The sequence below is a fragment of the Herbaspirillum sp. C7C8 genome (assembly GCF_022627875.1).
GTDB lineage: Bacteria > Pseudomonadota > Gammaproteobacteria > Burkholderiales > Burkholderiaceae_D > Herbaspirillum.
Map to the genome: position 1 here is coordinate 1 of NZ_JABXGG010000002.1, position 14,133 is coordinate 14,133.

The window sequence follows — 14,133 nt, forward strand, 5'->3', positions numbered from 1 at the left end:
ACACGACGCGTCGCGCGCCTTGCCAGCGCCCTTTCTGGACAGAACGCATCTCACGCCTATTTATGAAATGGGTTCTAATTATTTCTTGCGCGCTGCAATGAGATGGCGCGCGCCATTTCGAGAGGGGCGGCTGGACTTAGTTCCCGTATTGCAAGAACTATCGGTTTTACCGGCCCAAGTGGGGACGCGAGTGCATTAGACGAAAAAGGGGCCTATGACCAATCCGGCAGGCATCAAAGAGTTGCGGCTTCCAATGCAGGCGTCTCTCCCAAAGAACTGCTAATCGTCATTCAACGATCAGAACGCGCGGTCAAGCTCAACGACTACCCCCGGAAATGAAAAACCTTCTGCTCCTGCTCTCTGTATTGTCGCTGCCCGGCTGTAGCCAGCCCGAAGGCACATGGCAGGCAACCCAGGACGTGACAGTATTCAAGGCTGCCGATGAGGCCGATGAACCGGCTTTCTTCCTGCGCAAAGGAGAAACCTGTGCCTTGGGCCGGGAGCAGATCGTCAAGGCCTTCATGTATCGGGAAGTCTCCTGCGCACAGGGCAAAGGCTGGATCATCTACGAAGCGGGCTACCCCTTCGTGCGCAAGAATCCCTCTCCTTCTGAGTGAAAATAATTTTCTCAATCGAGCAGTATCATTTTTCCGCCCATGGCTATATAATCGCCCCCTCTTCGAAAAAAGACCGCTGCAGCAGCGTCCCTCGTCATAGCGCAGGAAGCCATTTTTCGACGAGCTGCGGGAATCGCAAAACGGCATCAGACACAGCCGGAATGGCAAAGAACATCCACAAAAAGGCCCTCGCTTGCGAGGGCCTTTTTTATGGCCAACAGTTTTGCAAATAATTTGCGCAACCTCCCCAGAAACCGCGCCAGCGCTGGAAACTTATCCCCGTTTTATGTGCATAAACTTGTGGATAAGCTCCTTTCACCCCACGCAAGTGCCGTCCCCGCCTGCCCTCCCAATAAACCGCACAAAATTTAGGCAAGCTGCAGAGCCCGGAAATCATTTCCGGCCCTTGCCGGCCATGGCTTCCCGCAAGGCTTGCGCCAGCGTTGCCGCAGCCGGTTTCAGCACGCGCCCCTTCAAGGTAATGAGCCCCATCGCGCGGCTCAACACCGGGCTGGTGACGGGGCGCGCCACGATGCCCTTGTACGGCGCATTGCGAATGGCCAGCTCCGGCAGCAGCGCCACGCCCAGACCGGCAGCCACCAGGCTGATGGCACCGGCCACGTGATTGGTCTCGTACTGGATCACCGGCCGCTGCGGCACCCGCGCAAAGGCATTGTCGATCAGGCTGCGGTTGCCGCTGCTGGAGGACACCGACACCAGCTTCTCCCCCGCCAACGATTTCCAGTGCAAAGTACTCTGCGCGGCCAGCGGATGATGGGCCGGCATCACGGCCAGGTAGCGCTCGCGCGTCAATTCCTCGAAATCGATCTCGGCTTGCTGCGCACCGATGAAATTCACGCCGAAATCAGCCTCGCCCTTGCGTACGCTCTCCAGTACGTCCGCCGCACTTTCATCAATGATGCGCACCCGCACCTTGGCATGGCTGCGCGCATACGGCTTCAAGACCTGCGGCAGCAGATTGTTGGCCACCGAGGGGACGCAGGCCACCGTCACGTGTTCGCGCCGATGCGCCATACCCTGCTCGACGCTCTTGACGGCCAACTCCAGCTCTTCCATCACGGCCTGGGCATGCACCAGGAACAGCTCGCCCGCAGGCGTGAGCGAGACACGCCGCGTGGTGCGGTCGAACAGTCTTTCCTGCAAGGCCTGCTCCAGATTCTCGATGCGACGGCTCAGCGCCGGCGCCGTGATGAACAGACCCTCGGCCGCCGCGCGAAAGCTCGACTGCCGCGCCACGGCGAGGAAGGCCTGTAATTCCGCTGTCTCGATATTGATGCGCATTTTTTATCAATCCCAAGATTAATTGCAATTAACTTTTCAAAGGATACTACGCAAACTGCCGGGTCTCGCTCCCCATTACAGCAAGATAAAACACTCACAGGAGATCCGCATGATCCGTTTGAAGCACCCTGCGCGCAGCTTGCGCACGTCTCTTTTCCACCGCAGCGTGCTGGCGCTGGCCCTGGGCGCAGTCAGCACGCTGGCTGCCGCCGCCGATATCCACGTGGTCAGCTCGGGCGGTTTCGCGGCGGCCTACAAGGCGCTGGCGCCCGTCTTCGAAAAGAAGACCGGCCACAAGCTCATCTCCGGCTGGGGCCCCTCCATGGGACAGACGCCGCAGGCCATCCCCAACCGCCTGCAGCGCGGCGAACACATCGATGTGGTGATCATGGTGGGCGACGCGCTGGACAAGCTGGTGGCAGAGGGCAAGGTCTCCAGGTCCGAGCACAAGCTGCTGGCGCTCTCGCGCATCGGCCTGGCCGTCAAGGCTGGCACCCCCAGGCCGGATATTTCCACCCTTGACGCCTTCAAACGCACCTTGCTCACCGCGCACTCGGTGGTCTATTCGGACAGCGCCAGTGGCGTGTTCCTCTCCACCAGGCTCTTCAAGCGTCTGGGCATCGACCAGCAGATGGCCTACAAGGGTCGCATGATCCCGGCCGAACCGGTCGGTGAAGTGGTCGCCCGGGGCGAGGCCGAAGTCGGTCTGCAGCAGATCTCCGAATTGAAGCCGGTCAAGGGCATCGACATCATCGGCCCCATCCCCGAGAGCGCCCAGCAGATCACCCCCTTCTCCGCCGGTGTCGTGGTCGGCACGCAGGAGCCCAAGGCGGCCCGGGAACTGCTGGACTTCCTCGCCTCGCCCGAGGCTGTCGATGCGATCAAGGCGTCGGGCCTGGATCCGGCCGCGCACTGACAAAAGTGAAGGAACGCGCTCAACAACTGCGCCAGAGAGAGAAAGAGAGACACCGACATGAACATAACAACCAAAAACGCCAAGCACTCCAAGCACTCCAAGCTGTCCACCGTCCTGCGCGTGACCAGCGGCAACTTCCTGGAGATGTTCGACTTCTTCCTGTATGGCTTCTATGCCAGCTACATCTCCAGGACCTTCTTCCCGTCGGATAACGAGTTCGTCTCGCTGATCCTGACCTTCGGTACCTTCGGTGCGGGCTTCCTGATGCGTCCCCTGGGCGCCATCATCCTGGGCAGCTACATCGATCGCGTGGGTCGCCGCCAGGGGCTCATCGTGACGCTGGCCATCATGGCTGTCGGCACCCTGCTGATCGCCTTCGTGCCCGGCTATGCCACCATCGGCGTGGCCGCCCCGATCCTGGTGCTGACGGGGCGCCTGCTGCAGGGCTTCTCGGCGGGAGTGGAACTGGGAGGAGTGTCGGTCTACCTGGCCGAGATGGCCACACCCGGCAACAAGGGCTTTTACGTGAGCTGGCAGTCGGCCAGCCAGCAGGCCGCCATCATGGCTTCGGCGCTGATCGGCTATCTGGTCAGCCAGTGGCTGTCGCCCGCGCAGATCAGCCAATGGGGCTGGCGCATCCCCTTCTTCATCGGCTGCATGATCGTGCCGGCCATCTTCGTCATCCGCCGTTCGCTGCAGGAGACCGAGGAATTCCTGGCGCGCAAGCGTCATCCCGGCTTCGGCGAGATCATGCACTCCATCGCGCAGAACTGGAAGATCGTGGTGGCCGGCATGATGATGGTGGTGATGACCACCGTGTCGTTCTACCTCATCACGGTCTACACGCCGACCTTCGGCAAGAACGTGCTCAAGTTGTCGGCCGCCGACAGTCTTGTCGTGACCTTCTGCGTGGGTCTGTCCAACTTCTGCTGGCTGCCGGTCATGGGCGCGCTCTCCGATCGGGTGGGACGCCGTCCGGTGCTGGTGGCCTTTACGCTGCTGACCTTGCTGACGGCCTATCCGGTGATGTCCTGGCTGGTGTCGGATATCAGCTTCAAGCACCTCCTGATCACCGAGCTGTGGCTGTCCTTCCTCTACGCCAGCTACAACGGCGCGGCGGTCGTGGCGTTGACCGAAGTGATGCCGGCGCACGTGCGCACGGTCGGCTTCTCGCTGGCCTACAGCCTGGCTACCGCGATTTTCGGCGGCTTCACGCCGCTGGTCTCGACCTGGCTGATCCAGACCTCCGGTGACAAGGCCGCGCCCGGTTACTGGATGAGCTTTGCCGCCATCTGCGGGCTGATCGCCACGCTGGTACTGTATCGCGGCAAGACAGCGAGCGCGCCTGCCAGTTCGGTTGCCTGAGTAGCTGCCTGAGTAGCTGCCTGAGCGGCTGCCTGCGGCTGCGCCCCGGATAGCCGGAACACGCCCACCAGTTCGCGCAGCCGCTGCGACTGATCCTGCAAGGATTGCGCAGCGGCGGCCACCTGCTCCACCAGCGCGGCATTCTGCTGGGTGGTTTCATCCATGTGCGTGATGGCCTGGTTGACCTGCTCGATGCCGGTCCGCTGTTCCTGCGTGGCCTCGCTGATCTCGCCGACGATGTGCGAGACCCGCCGCACGCTGCCCACCACTTCTTCCATCGTTGATCCCGCCTGCTCCACCAAGCGTGCGCCGGCATCGACCTGCGTCACGGAGTCATCGATGAGCGCCTTGATTTCTTTGGCGGCGCCGGCTGAACGCTGGGCCAGCGAACGCACCTCGGAGGCGACCACCGCAAATCCCCGGCCCTGCTCACCGGCACGTGCCGCTTCCACTGCGGCATTGAGGGCGAGGATGTTGGTCTGGAAGGCAATGCCATCGATCACGCCGATGATGTCCACGATACGGCGCGAGGCCAGGCTGATGCCGGCCATGGTCGCCACGACCTGCTGCACCACCGCGCCACTGCGTGAAGCCACTGCCGAGGCTTCTGCCGCGAGCTCGTTGGCGGCCCGGGCGTTGTCGGCGTTCTGGCGCACGGTGGAGGTGAGCTCTTCCATTGCCGCAGCCGTCTCCTCCAGCGATCCTGCCTGCTGCTCGGTGCGCGCGGAGAGGTCAAGATTGCCGCCGGCAATTTCGGACGAAGCGGTGGCAATGGTCTCGGCACCATGACGCAGCTCTCCGACGATATCGGTCAGGCTCCCGTTCATCTGCCGCAGCGCCTCCAGCAACTGGCCGATCTCGTCGCTCTTGCCCGGTTCGATAGGACTGGCCAGGTTGCCGCAGGCCACCTGCTGCGCGACCTCGACCGCGTGTCGTACCGGGCGCGTGATGGAACGCGTGATCCACCAGGCAAACCCGCCGCCGACAAGCACTGCCAGCAGGGCGATGCCCAGCATGATGCGGGTCTTCTGGTGATATTGCGCAGCGGCTTCTTCACCGCTGCGCTCCATCATCCGGGTGCCGACGGCGATATAGCCCTTCAGGCGCGCAATAGTGTTCTCCTGATCCTGGCGCAAGGTGGTCAGCAGCAATTCGGAGGCGTCCATGGTGGCACCGGTGGAGGCCAGTTGCAGGAAGCGCTGCTGCCCCTGCTGATACTTGCCACGCAAGGCCACGATCTCGGCAAAGGACTTGCGCCCCTGCTCGCTGGACAGGCGCGCCTGCAGCTGGTCCAGCGTGGCCGTGATGGCCGCTTCGCCGCTGGCGATGCGCGCAATCTCCTCGGTCAGTTTCTGATGGTCATCCAGCAGCAGCAGGTTGCGCATGGCGCTGGCGTTTTCGCTGATGCGCAGGAGCACGTCATTGGCCAGCAGGACCTGCGGATACCGGTCCTCGACGATCCGGCGCGTATCCTGGTGCAAGGTGGACAGACTGGCGATGGCCAGGGCCGTGATGCCCGCCAGCAGCGCCAGCACCAGGCCGAAGCCCAGCGCCAGGCGCGCGCCCAGTTTCAGTTGTGCAATCATGAAGTTTCTCCGCAACGCAAGAATGCCGGCGGACCTGCAAGGATGCCGTCCGGCAATGAATTCGGTCTGGACAAAAAAAGGCGGAGAAGAGCACTTCCCCGCCCAAGGCACTACGAAGCGCCCATCCGCTCCAGAATGGGCGCACGCAAGACAAGACTGTTCACAGAAGGTAAAGCTGGCCCTCGCAAGAGGACCTCATGCGAACCTCAGATCCTCAGATCCTCAGATCTTCAGAACGAGTGGTGCATGCCGATGGTGGTCACCAGCTGACTGCGCCCACCGGAGACGCCGGTGGCGCCACCTGCACCGGTACCGTTCATGACGGCAAAGCGCGCATCGCCGCCGGCACGCTGGTAAGCCGCCTGCACATACCACTGGGTACGCTTGGAGAACTCATGCACGTGCGACAGGCTCAAGGTGTTCCAGCGCGCGCCTTCCAGCTTGGAGAGTCCGTAGCCGAAGTTGATGGTGTCGAGCGTCGCATAGCGCCAGGCCGCCCCCAGATCCAGGTTCTTCTGCTTGGGCGTGGCACCGCTGGGCAGGGCCAGCTTGACCTGGGTGTAGGACGTGTTCAGGCGGACGCTGCCGATGGTGTAGCCCAGGCCGGCGGCCGTCGTGGTCAGACTGTTGAAGACCGTCGCCGCATTGCCCAGCCCCACGCTGGTGAGGAAGGTCCCGGCAAAACCGGCAGCGCGGTTGTTCAGCTTGGAATAGGCCAACGCCGCGCGCAACGGACCATTGGTGTAGGTGCCGCCGGCACTGACATTGCGACCATTGCTGCTGTCACCCGCCACTTCGCCAAAGCCGTACATCAGGCTTCCCTGGAATCCGCCCAGGGTCGGCGAGGTATAGCGCACCGCATTGTCGAACTGGTAGGTGTTGGCCAGGCTATCCAGATTGCCCGGATGGAACAGGTACCAGTTGGTCAGCTGGAAACCGTTGGAGAGCTTGCCCACATAGTCGAACACCACGTCGGGCATGTGGCCCAGGGTCACCGCGCCAAAGTCACCGGACAGGCCGATGGTGCTGTAGCGGTTGAACAGCTTGGACGAATTGGGCGTGGCACCGGTATCGGTGTAGAAGCCCGCTTCGAGCTGGAAGATGGCCTTCAGGTTGCCACCCAGATCCTCGGTCCCGCGAAAACCGATGCGGTCCGGCTGCATGGTGCCCTGGTCCAGGCGCGATACCGAGCCGCCATTGAGGTTGTTGATATAGGCTACGCCAGCATCAAGGCTGCCGTAGATGGTCACGCTGCTCTGCGCAAAGGCACCTGCCGACAGGCAGGAAGCCACTGCGGCCATCATTAACTTCTTCATCAAACTCCCCTTCAACGAATAAAGTCCAAACACGCGGCCAGGCCGCATTCACTCACTGCTCCCCTGTGCCCCGTGCGCAGGAAAGGTGACTTCTGCCGGCAAGGCCGCCGCTGCATGGTCAGCGGGCGGCGCAGGCTTGCCGGGTGGTCCGGGTCCGGTGATATTTGTTTCACCTATGGATCGCCGTTCCAAAAATTTTTCAGGCTCAAAAAAATGCCCGGTGCCTGGGCACGGGCATGGTCTTGCGCGAAAACGGCTAGAGATCCAGCACCAGGCGCTGTCCCTTGCAGCCGGAGACGCACACCATCATGGTCTTGCCGGCGGCGCGTTCGGCCTTGCTGAGCACGCCGTCGCGATGATCCAGTTCCCCCTCCAGTACGCGCGTCTCGCAGGCACCGCACACGCCTTCGCGGCAGCTGTGATCGACCGCGATGCCGGCATCGAGCAGGGCATCGAGCAGCGATTTGCCGGCCGGGATGGTGAGGCTGGATTTGCTGCGCGCCAGTTCGGCCACATAGCTGCCGCTCTGCACGGGTGCCAGCTTCTCGGCGGCGAAGCGCTCGATGTGCACATTGGGCAAACCCAGTTCTTCGCAGAGGCTTTCAAAGGCATTGAGCATGGGGGTCGGACCGCAGCAATAGAAATGCGCCTGCTTCGGATAGGCCGCGAGCACTGCACGCAGGTCCGGCGGTGCACCGGCCTCGTCGTCGAAATGGCTGCTCACGCCGGGCTGTCCCAGCAACTGCGCGGTGAAGGCAGCTTCCTTGCGCGAGCGGGCGCAGTAGTGCAGCACTGCCTCCCTGCCCTGGGCGCGCAGGTGGTGATACATGCAGGAGATCGGCGTGATGCCGATGCCTCCCGCAATCAGCACCGACAGGCTCGCCGATGCGTCCAGTGGAAAATTGTTGCGCGGTGCCGAGATCGACAACGTGCTACCGACCCGCAATTGTTCATGTACGTAGCGCGATCCGCCACGACTGCTGCGGTCGTTAAGTACGCCCACCACGTAACGATGACGCTCGAGCGGTGAGTTCGACAGCGAATAGCTGCGCACCAGCCCATTGCCCAGATGCAGGTCGATGTGCGCGCCCGCCTCGAAGGCGGGCAACTCGCCGCCGTCGGGCAGGCACAGTTCCACGCTCACGACACCCTGCGCCTCCCAGCGCATGGCCTGTACACGGACGGAAAGAAGAGGACTGCTCATGAATGCACCACCATCAAATCAGATTCGTTCAAACAAGCTCATGCGGTCACGCGGTCACGCGGTCATGCGCTCTGCGCGCCGCAGATCCACACCCAGACGGGCATACGCATCGATCTCCACCGTCAGTTCCGGAAACACCAGGGCGCTGACTTCCACCAGCGTGGAGCAGGGATACGGACCGTGCTCACCGAAGAAGTCACGGCGCGCACGTCCAACCTCGTCCTTGTGCGCGATATCGGTCAGGTAGATCACCAGCTTGGTGATGCTGCCCGGCGTACCGCCGGCAGCGCGCACCAGGTCGGCGATCTTGCCCAGCACCACCAGCGTCTGCCGGTAGGTATCCAAGGTCTGCTGGCGTGTGGCCGGATGCGCCGTCATGCCGGACATCATGATGTCCTCGCCGATCACCAGGCAGTTGGACCAGGTAGCCGATGCCAACTCCGGCACACTGGCGCACTGCACATGGCGCACGACGGGCGCGTGGGTGGCGTCGTTCATGCCGCGCGGACCGGAGCCTTGGCTGCGGCCAGTTCTTCCTCGCGTGCCAGTTGGGCCTTGGCCAGCCCGCGCAGATGACGACGCAGGCGCACGATGCCCATGTCATGCTGGTACAGCATCTCGCGCTGGTTGGCATCGGGCTCCATCAGTTCCAGCACCACACGATCCTGCTCCAGCACGTTCCAGTGGCGTGCTTCCAGGCGGTTGCGATAGAGGAAGCGCCAGGTGTCCCGCTGCCAGCCCGAGAGCTTGCGGCAGCGCCAGTGGAAGACGGCGGCGATGTTGTCCACGATGGGCGTGTAGCTGCCGATGATGACGAAGCTGCCGCCGGGGCCACCGGTCTTGGGATAGGGAATGGCCAGGCGCATCCAGTGCAGGCCGGTATCGCCCCATTCGGTCCAGTCAAAGTTGACGTCGCGCTGGCCTTCCTTCTCGAAGACGAAACCGATGTCAGTCTCGCGGATGCCGAAGCTGGCGGTATTGTCGCCCTCGGCCATGGAGTGCGACTGCTTGTGCAGGAAGGTGCCGTGCATCGGGTCCATGACATTGTCCAGCACGTAGCGGTAGTCGCCCTTCCATTCGGTGTAGCAGAGGAAGTTGGAATACTCGGGGCTGGTCAGTTCTTCCGGCAGGCGCAGCGGCGGCGGTGTATCGACATCCTCCAGGCTGTTGTAGAGGAAGATGGCACCGGCCGCTTCGGTCACGTGGAAGCGCCGTGTTGCCTTGGCTCCTTCCAGCTTGCAGCCGGGGCTGCCGGGCACACTGGTGACCACGCCGTCGAAGCGCACCTGCACGCCGTGATAACCACAGGCGATACGGTCGCCCATGGGAATGCCCATGGACAGCGGCGCACCGCGATGCGGGCAGTGGTCTTCCAGCGCATGCAGCTTGCCCGAGGGCTCGCGCCAGAACACGAATTTCTTGCCCAGGCGGCGCAGCGAGACCGGCTTTTCAGCCACGAACTCGGACGGGCAGATCGGATACCACAGGTCTTTCAGGCCGACGGCCAGGACGGCATCGACGGGATCATGGGCGGCAGTTCTCATTTCGGGTCTCTCCTGTTAGGGCTGGCAGGCTGGCGATGGACGATGGTCCTCAGGCGGCCAGGCGGGCGATCTCTTCCTGGTAGTTGGCTTCGGTCCAGATACCGGCGTTGTAGGGGCAGCTCGGGCCGGTACGATTGAGATGCGCCACCAGCGCACTCAATTCATGGATACCGGCGGCGTAGGCGCGCTCGATGGAGTCGCCCAGCAGGTCCTCGAACTGGGTCGGCGGGCGGCGGCGCGCCTGGTGCGGGTTGAGATAGATATCGGTAACAGTTGCAACCATCATTGGCCTCCATTTCTGACGCGCTCGCGGATGCGTTCGCGCACGGGAACAAAATCGTAAGTGGGATAGCACTCGGTACGGAACACGCCCCAGGCCGAGCGCTCAAGTTCGACATTGACTTGCGGCAGCAGCGCCGGTGGCAACGCCAGCGTGACGATCTGGCCCAGGCCCATCGCTACGGTCCAGGACACCACGCGGGTCCCTTCAACGGGAAAACGCTCCCACCAGTCCACCTGTTTCATGTGCGCCTGGATCTGCTCGAGATTCATCGACTGGTCATGCTTGAGGACGATGGTCAGCAGCATGGTGTCGGCGGAGGTTTCCGGATTCACTGGCGCTCCTTGTTTCATGCAGTGACGACTTCAGCTTGCGGCTGCAGCGGCACCTGCCAGGCATCGTAGCCATATACCCAGTCGGCATTGCCGCCTTCACGCAGCCAGTTGTTGCCACGTGATCCGATCTGGATGGTCGAGGCGCGCTCCATGCGCAGTTGCGCGTAGCGATGCAAGGCTGCAGGCACGTCGCCCAGCGCAGCGACGCTGGCCAGGCAACGCGCCAGCACCACCGCGTCTTCGATGGCCATGCCAGCCCCCTGTGCCATGAAGGGCATCATGGGATGGCAGGCATCGCCCAGCAGAACCATATTGCCCTTGGCCCAGGCCGGCAGCGGATCGCGTTCGTAGAGGGCGGTCTTGAGCACCTCATCGCAGGCGTCCAGCAGGGCTGTGGCATCCGGATGGAAGCCCGCATAGCTGTCGCGCAGTTCCTGCACGTTGCCCGGCGTGGTCCACGATTCCAGATGCCAGCTTTCCTGAGCGGTGGTGGCAAAGATGAAGATGTCCTGGCCGCGATTCAACGGGAAGGTGACGATCTGGCTTTCCGGATTCGGTCCCCACCATTTGGTAAAGGCCTGCAGGTTGGGCACAGCGGCCACCTTCGCTGCCGGGATCACGGCGCGGAAAGCCACCACCCCGGTGAAGCGCGGACTTTCCGCGCCGAACATGGCAGTGCGTACGGCGGAGTGAATGCCGTCGCCGCCGATGAGGACATCGACACGATCCTCGCTGCCATCGGTGAAGTGCAGGACAATGCCATCGCCCTCCTCCCGGATCGTTTCAGCTCGCTTGGAAAAGCGCACCTGCTCCAGCGGGAACACGTCGGCCAACGCGGCCAGCAGATCGGCACGATGGATGGTCAGCTGCGGCGCACCGTATTTCTGTTCGGCGGTATCGCCCATGGCCAGGCGCGAGGTTTCCTCGCCGGTATTCCAGGTGCGGCTGATGCGATGGGTGGGACGCGCGGCGGTCCGGCGCACGGCCTCGCCGATGCCCAGGCCATCCAGTGCGCGCACTGCATTGGGGGTCAGGTTGATGTCTGCCCCCACGCGCAGGAATTGGCGCGACTGTTCATACACCACTACCTCATGTCCGGCGCGCTGCAGGGCGATGGCTGCCGTGAGGCCGCCAATGCCTGCACCGAGGATTCCGATCTTGAAGGACATCTGGATTTCCTTTCGTGAAATGTCTTACTTGCCGACCGGCGCGCGGTCGGTCAGGAATTTGCCGCTCGGCCCCTGGGCGTTTTTCTGGCGCCGGGTGTTGCCGTCGATGCCGCCATCGATGGCCCATTCGGCAAACACGGTCGGGCCGGGTTCGAAGTCGCGCGGCTCCCAGTGCGCATCGAGCTGGTCTTCGTCGGCGTAATACTCGATGAGGCCACCGGCCGGATTCTTGAAGTACCAGAAATAGGCCGAGGAAATCGGATGGCGGCCCGGCCCCAGTTGCGTATCCCAGCCCTGACGCGACATGTGCATGCCGCCACCGAAGACCTCGTGGATATCGCGCACGGTAAAAGCGACGTGATTGAGTCCGGCGCGCGCTTCGGGCGGTTGCAGCAGGAAAATGTCGTGATGGCCGCCGACGTCGGCGCAACGCAGGAAGGCGCCGCGTTCCGGATAGCGGTCGGAAGGGACGAAGCCGAAATGCTCGCAATAGAATTTTTCACAAGCCTTCACATCCTTGACGAAGAACACCACGTGCCCCACTTCGATGGGCGCAGCGCGCTCGTAGATGGGGCTGCGCTGGTTGATGCGATTCTTCTCGTTCCAGGTGTTCATACGGGCGCATTGCACCTCCACCTCACGCTTGACCGAGACCTGGAAGCGCACCGCCAGTCCGTTGGGATCGGTGCAGCCCACGCGCTGACCATCGTTGACGAAGCCAGGCAAACCACTGATGCGACTGGCGAACTTGTCCAGCACCGCCGCCGAAGAGACGCCCCAGACCACTTCGCGCAGGGTCGGACCGGCTTCGATGGCCGGGGGCAGGCTGGGGTCGGCGCTGTCGCGCACGATGACACGGCAGCCGTTGTGCGATTCAAAGACCAGCCCGGCGGCACTCTCCTCTACCAGCGCCATGCCCCAGTCGAGGAAGAACCGGCGGCAGGTCGGCAGGTCGTCTGCGCCGTAGATGATTTCGTCGATACCCAATACGTCCATGTGACTCTCCAATCCGTGTTCAGCCCGCCCAGGGCAGCGGCTGTTCGTTCAGGCCCCAGTACATGGCCTTCTGCTCCATGTACTGCAGGATGCCCAATCGCCCCTTCTCGCGTCCCAGGCCGCTGTCACGCCAGCCGCCGAAGGGAGTCGAGATCGAGAACTGCTTGTAGGTGTTGATCCAGACATTGCCGGCTTGTACCGCACGGCCCACGCGCCAGGCGCGCTTGTAGTCGCGCGTCCAGATACCGGCGGCCAGGGCGTAGACGCTGTCATTGGCCTGCCGGATCAGATCCTCTTCATCGTCGAAGGGCATGGCGACCAGCACCGGACCGAAGATTTCTTCCTGGCAGATGCGCTGATCATTGCGCAGTCCCTCGATGATGGTTGGCGTATAGAAGTAGCCACGCTCGAAGGCTGCGCCCTTGGGGCGCACGCCACCAGTGCGGATGCGGCCGCCGTCGGTGACGCCCATGTCGACGTAGCGCTCGATGCCCTCGCGATGACGGGCGGTGATCAGCGGTCCCATCTGGGTGCGTTCGTCGGCCGGATCGCCCACCCGCAGGGCGGCCGCACCGGCGGCCAGGCGCTCCATGAAGGCTTCATGCAAGGAGCGCGCCACGAACAGGCGTGAACCGGCGATGCAGGATTCACCGGAGCTGCTGAAGATGCCGTAGAGCACACCGGCGACGGCATGATCGATATCGGCATCCTCGAACACCATGGTCGGCGACTTGCCGCCCAGTTCCAGTGATACCGGCATCATCTTGTCGGCGGCAATGTGGGCGATGTGTTTGCCGGTCGTGGTGCCGCCGGTGAAGGAGACGCGCTTGACCAGGGGATGCAGGGTGATGGCATCACCGATGACCGAGCCCTTGCCCGGCAGTACGCTGATGAGGCCCGCAGGTACGCCGGCCTCGATGCACAGACGCGCCAGCGCCAGCGCGGCCAGCGGCGTGACTTCCGCAGGCTTGACCACCACCGCGTTGCCGGCCGCCAGCGCCGGTGCCATCTTCTGTGCCTCGCTGGCAATGGGCGAATTCCACGGCGTGATGGCGGCCACCACTCCCATGGGCTCATGCACGCTCATGGTGAGATTGTCGCCGCGCATGGGGGTGAGCGTTTCTTCCAGGGTCTCGCAGGCAGCGGCAAAGAACTGGAAGGTGGCAGCGGCACTGGCTACCAGATTGCGCGTCTCGCTGATGGGCTTGCCGTTGTCCAGGCGCTGCAGTTGCGCCAGCGCCTCACCGTTCTCGCGGATCAGTTGCGCCACGCGATAGAGCACGGCAGCGCGTTCATGCGCTTTCTTCTGCGCCCAGCCGCTGGTACGAAACGCCCGGTCAGCACCGCTGATGGCTTCCTCCACGTCGGCTACGCTGGCTGCGTGCAGGCTCGCCACGGCTTCGCCGGTGGCCGGATAGAGCGTGGCATACCGATCCCCGCCCCCCAGGCGCCATTGACCGGCGATGCAGATGGGCTGGATATCGTTCAGATTCAACATGGTTC

The 14,133-nt window shown here is 63.1% G+C and carries 14 protein-coding genes; 3 read left to right on the forward strand and 11 right to left on the reverse strand.

Annotated features, from left to right (window positions below; translation table 11 throughout):
• Positions 1–335 precede the first annotated feature (335 nt).
• A complete protein-coding gene (locus HWE01_RS02320; RefSeq protein WP_241821000.1) occupies positions 336–617 on the forward strand; it encodes a hypothetical protein in 282 nt (93 codons plus the stop codon).
• A 393-nt stretch (positions 618–1,010) separates the two neighbouring features.
• On the opposite strand, the gene HWE01_RS02325 is transcribed toward HWE01_RS02320, so the two are convergent.
• The gene (locus HWE01_RS02325) at positions 1,011–1,919 is read right to left on the reverse strand and encodes a LysR family transcriptional regulator (RefSeq protein ID WP_008327080.1); all 909 of its coding nucleotides are present in this window, start codon (positions 1,917–1,919) and stop codon (positions 1,011–1,013) included.
• Positions 1,920–2,028: 109 nt separating this feature from the next.
• On the opposite strand from HWE01_RS02325, the gene HWE01_RS02330 reads away from it, so the two are divergent.
• Positions 2,029–2,835, forward strand: coding sequence for a substrate-binding domain-containing protein (locus HWE01_RS02330; protein ID WP_241821001.1), 807 nt, complete (start codon positions 2,029–2,031; stop codon positions 2,833–2,835).
• A 57-nt stretch (positions 2,836–2,892) separates the two neighbouring features.
• Positions 2,893–4,200 (forward strand): MFS transporter, encoded by a 1,308-nt coding sequence (locus HWE01_RS02335; RefSeq protein ID WP_241821002.1) that lies wholly within the window; start codon positions 2,893–2,895, stop codon positions 4,198–4,200.
• On the opposite strand, the gene HWE01_RS02340 is transcribed toward HWE01_RS02335, so the two are convergent.
• The 10 genes from HWE01_RS02340 to HWE01_RS02385 all read right to left on the reverse strand — a co-directional run bounded on the left by HWE01_RS02340 (position 4,104) and on the right by HWE01_RS02385 (position 14,128).
• The gene (locus tag HWE01_RS02340; RefSeq protein ID WP_241821003.1) at positions 4,104–5,786 is read right to left on the reverse strand and encodes a methyl-accepting chemotaxis protein; all 1,683 of its coding nucleotides are present in this window, start codon (positions 5,784–5,786) and stop codon (positions 4,104–4,106) included. The genes HWE01_RS02335 and HWE01_RS02340 overlap by 97 nt on opposite strands.
• A gap of 230 nt (positions 5,787–6,016) precedes the next feature.
• Positions 6,017–7,102, reverse strand: coding sequence for a porin (locus HWE01_RS02345; RefSeq protein ID WP_034350054.1), 1,086 nt, complete (start codon positions 7,100–7,102; stop codon positions 6,017–6,019).
• A gap of 256 nt (positions 7,103–7,358) precedes the next feature.
• On the reverse strand, positions 7,359–8,306 hold the full coding sequence (locus tag HWE01_RS02350; RefSeq protein ID WP_175343068.1) for a PDR/VanB family oxidoreductase: 948 nt from the start codon (positions 8,304–8,306) through the stop codon (positions 7,359–7,361).
• Positions 8,307–8,360: 54 nt separating this feature from the next.
• Positions 8,361–8,804 carry a RidA family protein gene (locus tag HWE01_RS02355; RefSeq protein WP_008327075.1) on the reverse strand — a complete coding sequence of 148 codons (444 nt, stop codon included), beginning with the start codon at positions 8,802–8,804 and terminating at the stop codon, positions 8,361–8,363.
• Positions 8,801–9,850, reverse strand: a complete 1,050-nt coding sequence (locus HWE01_RS02360; RefSeq protein WP_008327074.1) for a Rieske 2Fe-2S domain-containing protein — start codon at positions 9,848–9,850, stop codon at positions 8,801–8,803. The genes HWE01_RS02355 and HWE01_RS02360 overlap by 4 nt, the downstream gene beginning before the upstream one ends.
• Positions 9,851–9,899: 49 nt before the next feature.
• On the reverse strand, positions 9,900–10,133 hold the full coding sequence (locus tag HWE01_RS02365; RefSeq protein ID WP_034350517.1) for a recombinase-like helix-turn-helix domain-containing protein: 234 nt from the start codon (positions 10,131–10,133) through the stop codon (positions 9,900–9,902).
• On the reverse strand, positions 10,133–10,438 hold the full coding sequence (locus HWE01_RS02370; protein ID WP_034350516.1) for a hypothetical protein: 306 nt from the start codon (positions 10,436–10,438) through the stop codon (positions 10,133–10,135). Before HWE01_RS02370 ends, HWE01_RS02365 begins: the two co-directional genes overlap by 1 nt.
• 41 nt (positions 10,439–10,479) lie before the next feature.
• Entirely contained in the window at positions 10,480–11,634 is a 1,155-nt protein-coding gene (locus tag HWE01_RS02375; RefSeq protein WP_241821004.1) for an FAD-dependent monooxygenase, read from the reverse strand.
• 24 nt (positions 11,635–11,658) lie between these two features.
• Positions 11,659–12,630 carry a VOC family protein gene (locus tag HWE01_RS02380; RefSeq protein WP_241821005.1) on the reverse strand — a complete coding sequence of 324 codons (972 nt, stop codon included), beginning with the start codon at positions 12,628–12,630 and terminating at the stop codon, positions 11,659–11,661.
• Positions 12,631–12,649: 19 nt separating this feature from the next.
• A complete protein-coding gene (locus tag HWE01_RS02385; RefSeq protein ID WP_008327064.1) occupies positions 12,650–14,128 on the reverse strand; it encodes an aldehyde dehydrogenase in 1,479 nt (492 codons plus the stop codon).
• Positions 14,129–14,133 lie beyond the last annotated feature (5 nt).

What these genes read in the sequence shown, in the direction of transcription:
- HWE01_RS02385 (WP_008327064.1), bottom strand. Translation starts at nt 14,128, where the DNA reads ATGTTGAATCTGAACGATATCCAGCCCATCTGCATCGCCGGTCAATGG.
- HWE01_RS02355 (WP_008327075.1), bottom strand. Translation starts at nt 8,804, where the DNA reads ATGAACGACGCCACCCACGCGCCCGTCGTGCGCCATGTGCAGTGCGCC.
- HWE01_RS02330 (WP_241821001.1), top strand. Translation starts at nt 2,029, where the DNA reads ATGATCCGTTTGAAGCACCCTGCGCGCAGCTTGCGCACGTCTCTTTTC.
- HWE01_RS02375 (WP_241821004.1), bottom strand. Translation starts at nt 11,634, where the DNA reads ATGTCCTTCAAGATCGGAATCCTCGGTGCAGGCATTGGCGGCCTCACG.
- HWE01_RS02380 (WP_241821005.1), bottom strand. Translation starts at nt 12,630, where the DNA reads ATGGACGTATTGGGTATCGACGAAATCATCTACGGCGCAGACGACCTG.
- HWE01_RS02340 (WP_241821003.1), bottom strand. Translation starts at nt 5,786, where the DNA reads ATGATTGCACAACTGAAACTGGGCGCGCGCCTGGCGCTGGGCTTCGGC.
- HWE01_RS02350 (WP_175343068.1), bottom strand. Translation starts at nt 8,306, where the DNA reads ATGAGCAGTCCTCTTCTTTCCGTCCGTGTACAGGCCATGCGCTGGGAG.
- HWE01_RS02325 (WP_008327080.1), bottom strand. Translation starts at nt 1,919, where the DNA reads ATGCGCATCAATATCGAGACAGCGGAATTACAGGCCTTCCTCGCCGTG.
- HWE01_RS02335 (WP_241821002.1), top strand. Translation starts at nt 2,893, where the DNA reads ATGAACATAACAACCAAAAACGCCAAGCACTCCAAGCACTCCAAGCTG.
- HWE01_RS02360 (WP_008327074.1), bottom strand. Translation starts at nt 9,850, where the DNA reads ATGAGAACTGCCGCCCATGATCCCGTCGATGCCGTCCTGGCCGTCGGC.
- HWE01_RS02345 (WP_034350054.1), bottom strand. Translation starts at nt 7,102, where the DNA reads ATGAAGAAGTTAATGATGGCCGCAGTGGCTTCCTGCCTGTCGGCAGGT.
- HWE01_RS02370 (WP_034350516.1), bottom strand. Translation starts at nt 10,438, where the DNA reads ATGCTGCTGACCATCGTCCTCAAGCATGACCAGTCGATGAATCTCGAG.
- HWE01_RS02320 (WP_241821000.1), top strand. Translation starts at nt 336, where the DNA reads ATGAAAAACCTTCTGCTCCTGCTCTCTGTATTGTCGCTGCCCGGCTGT.
- HWE01_RS02365 (WP_034350517.1), bottom strand. Translation starts at nt 10,133, where the DNA reads ATGGTTGCAACTGTTACCGATATCTATCTCAACCCGCACCAGGCGCGC.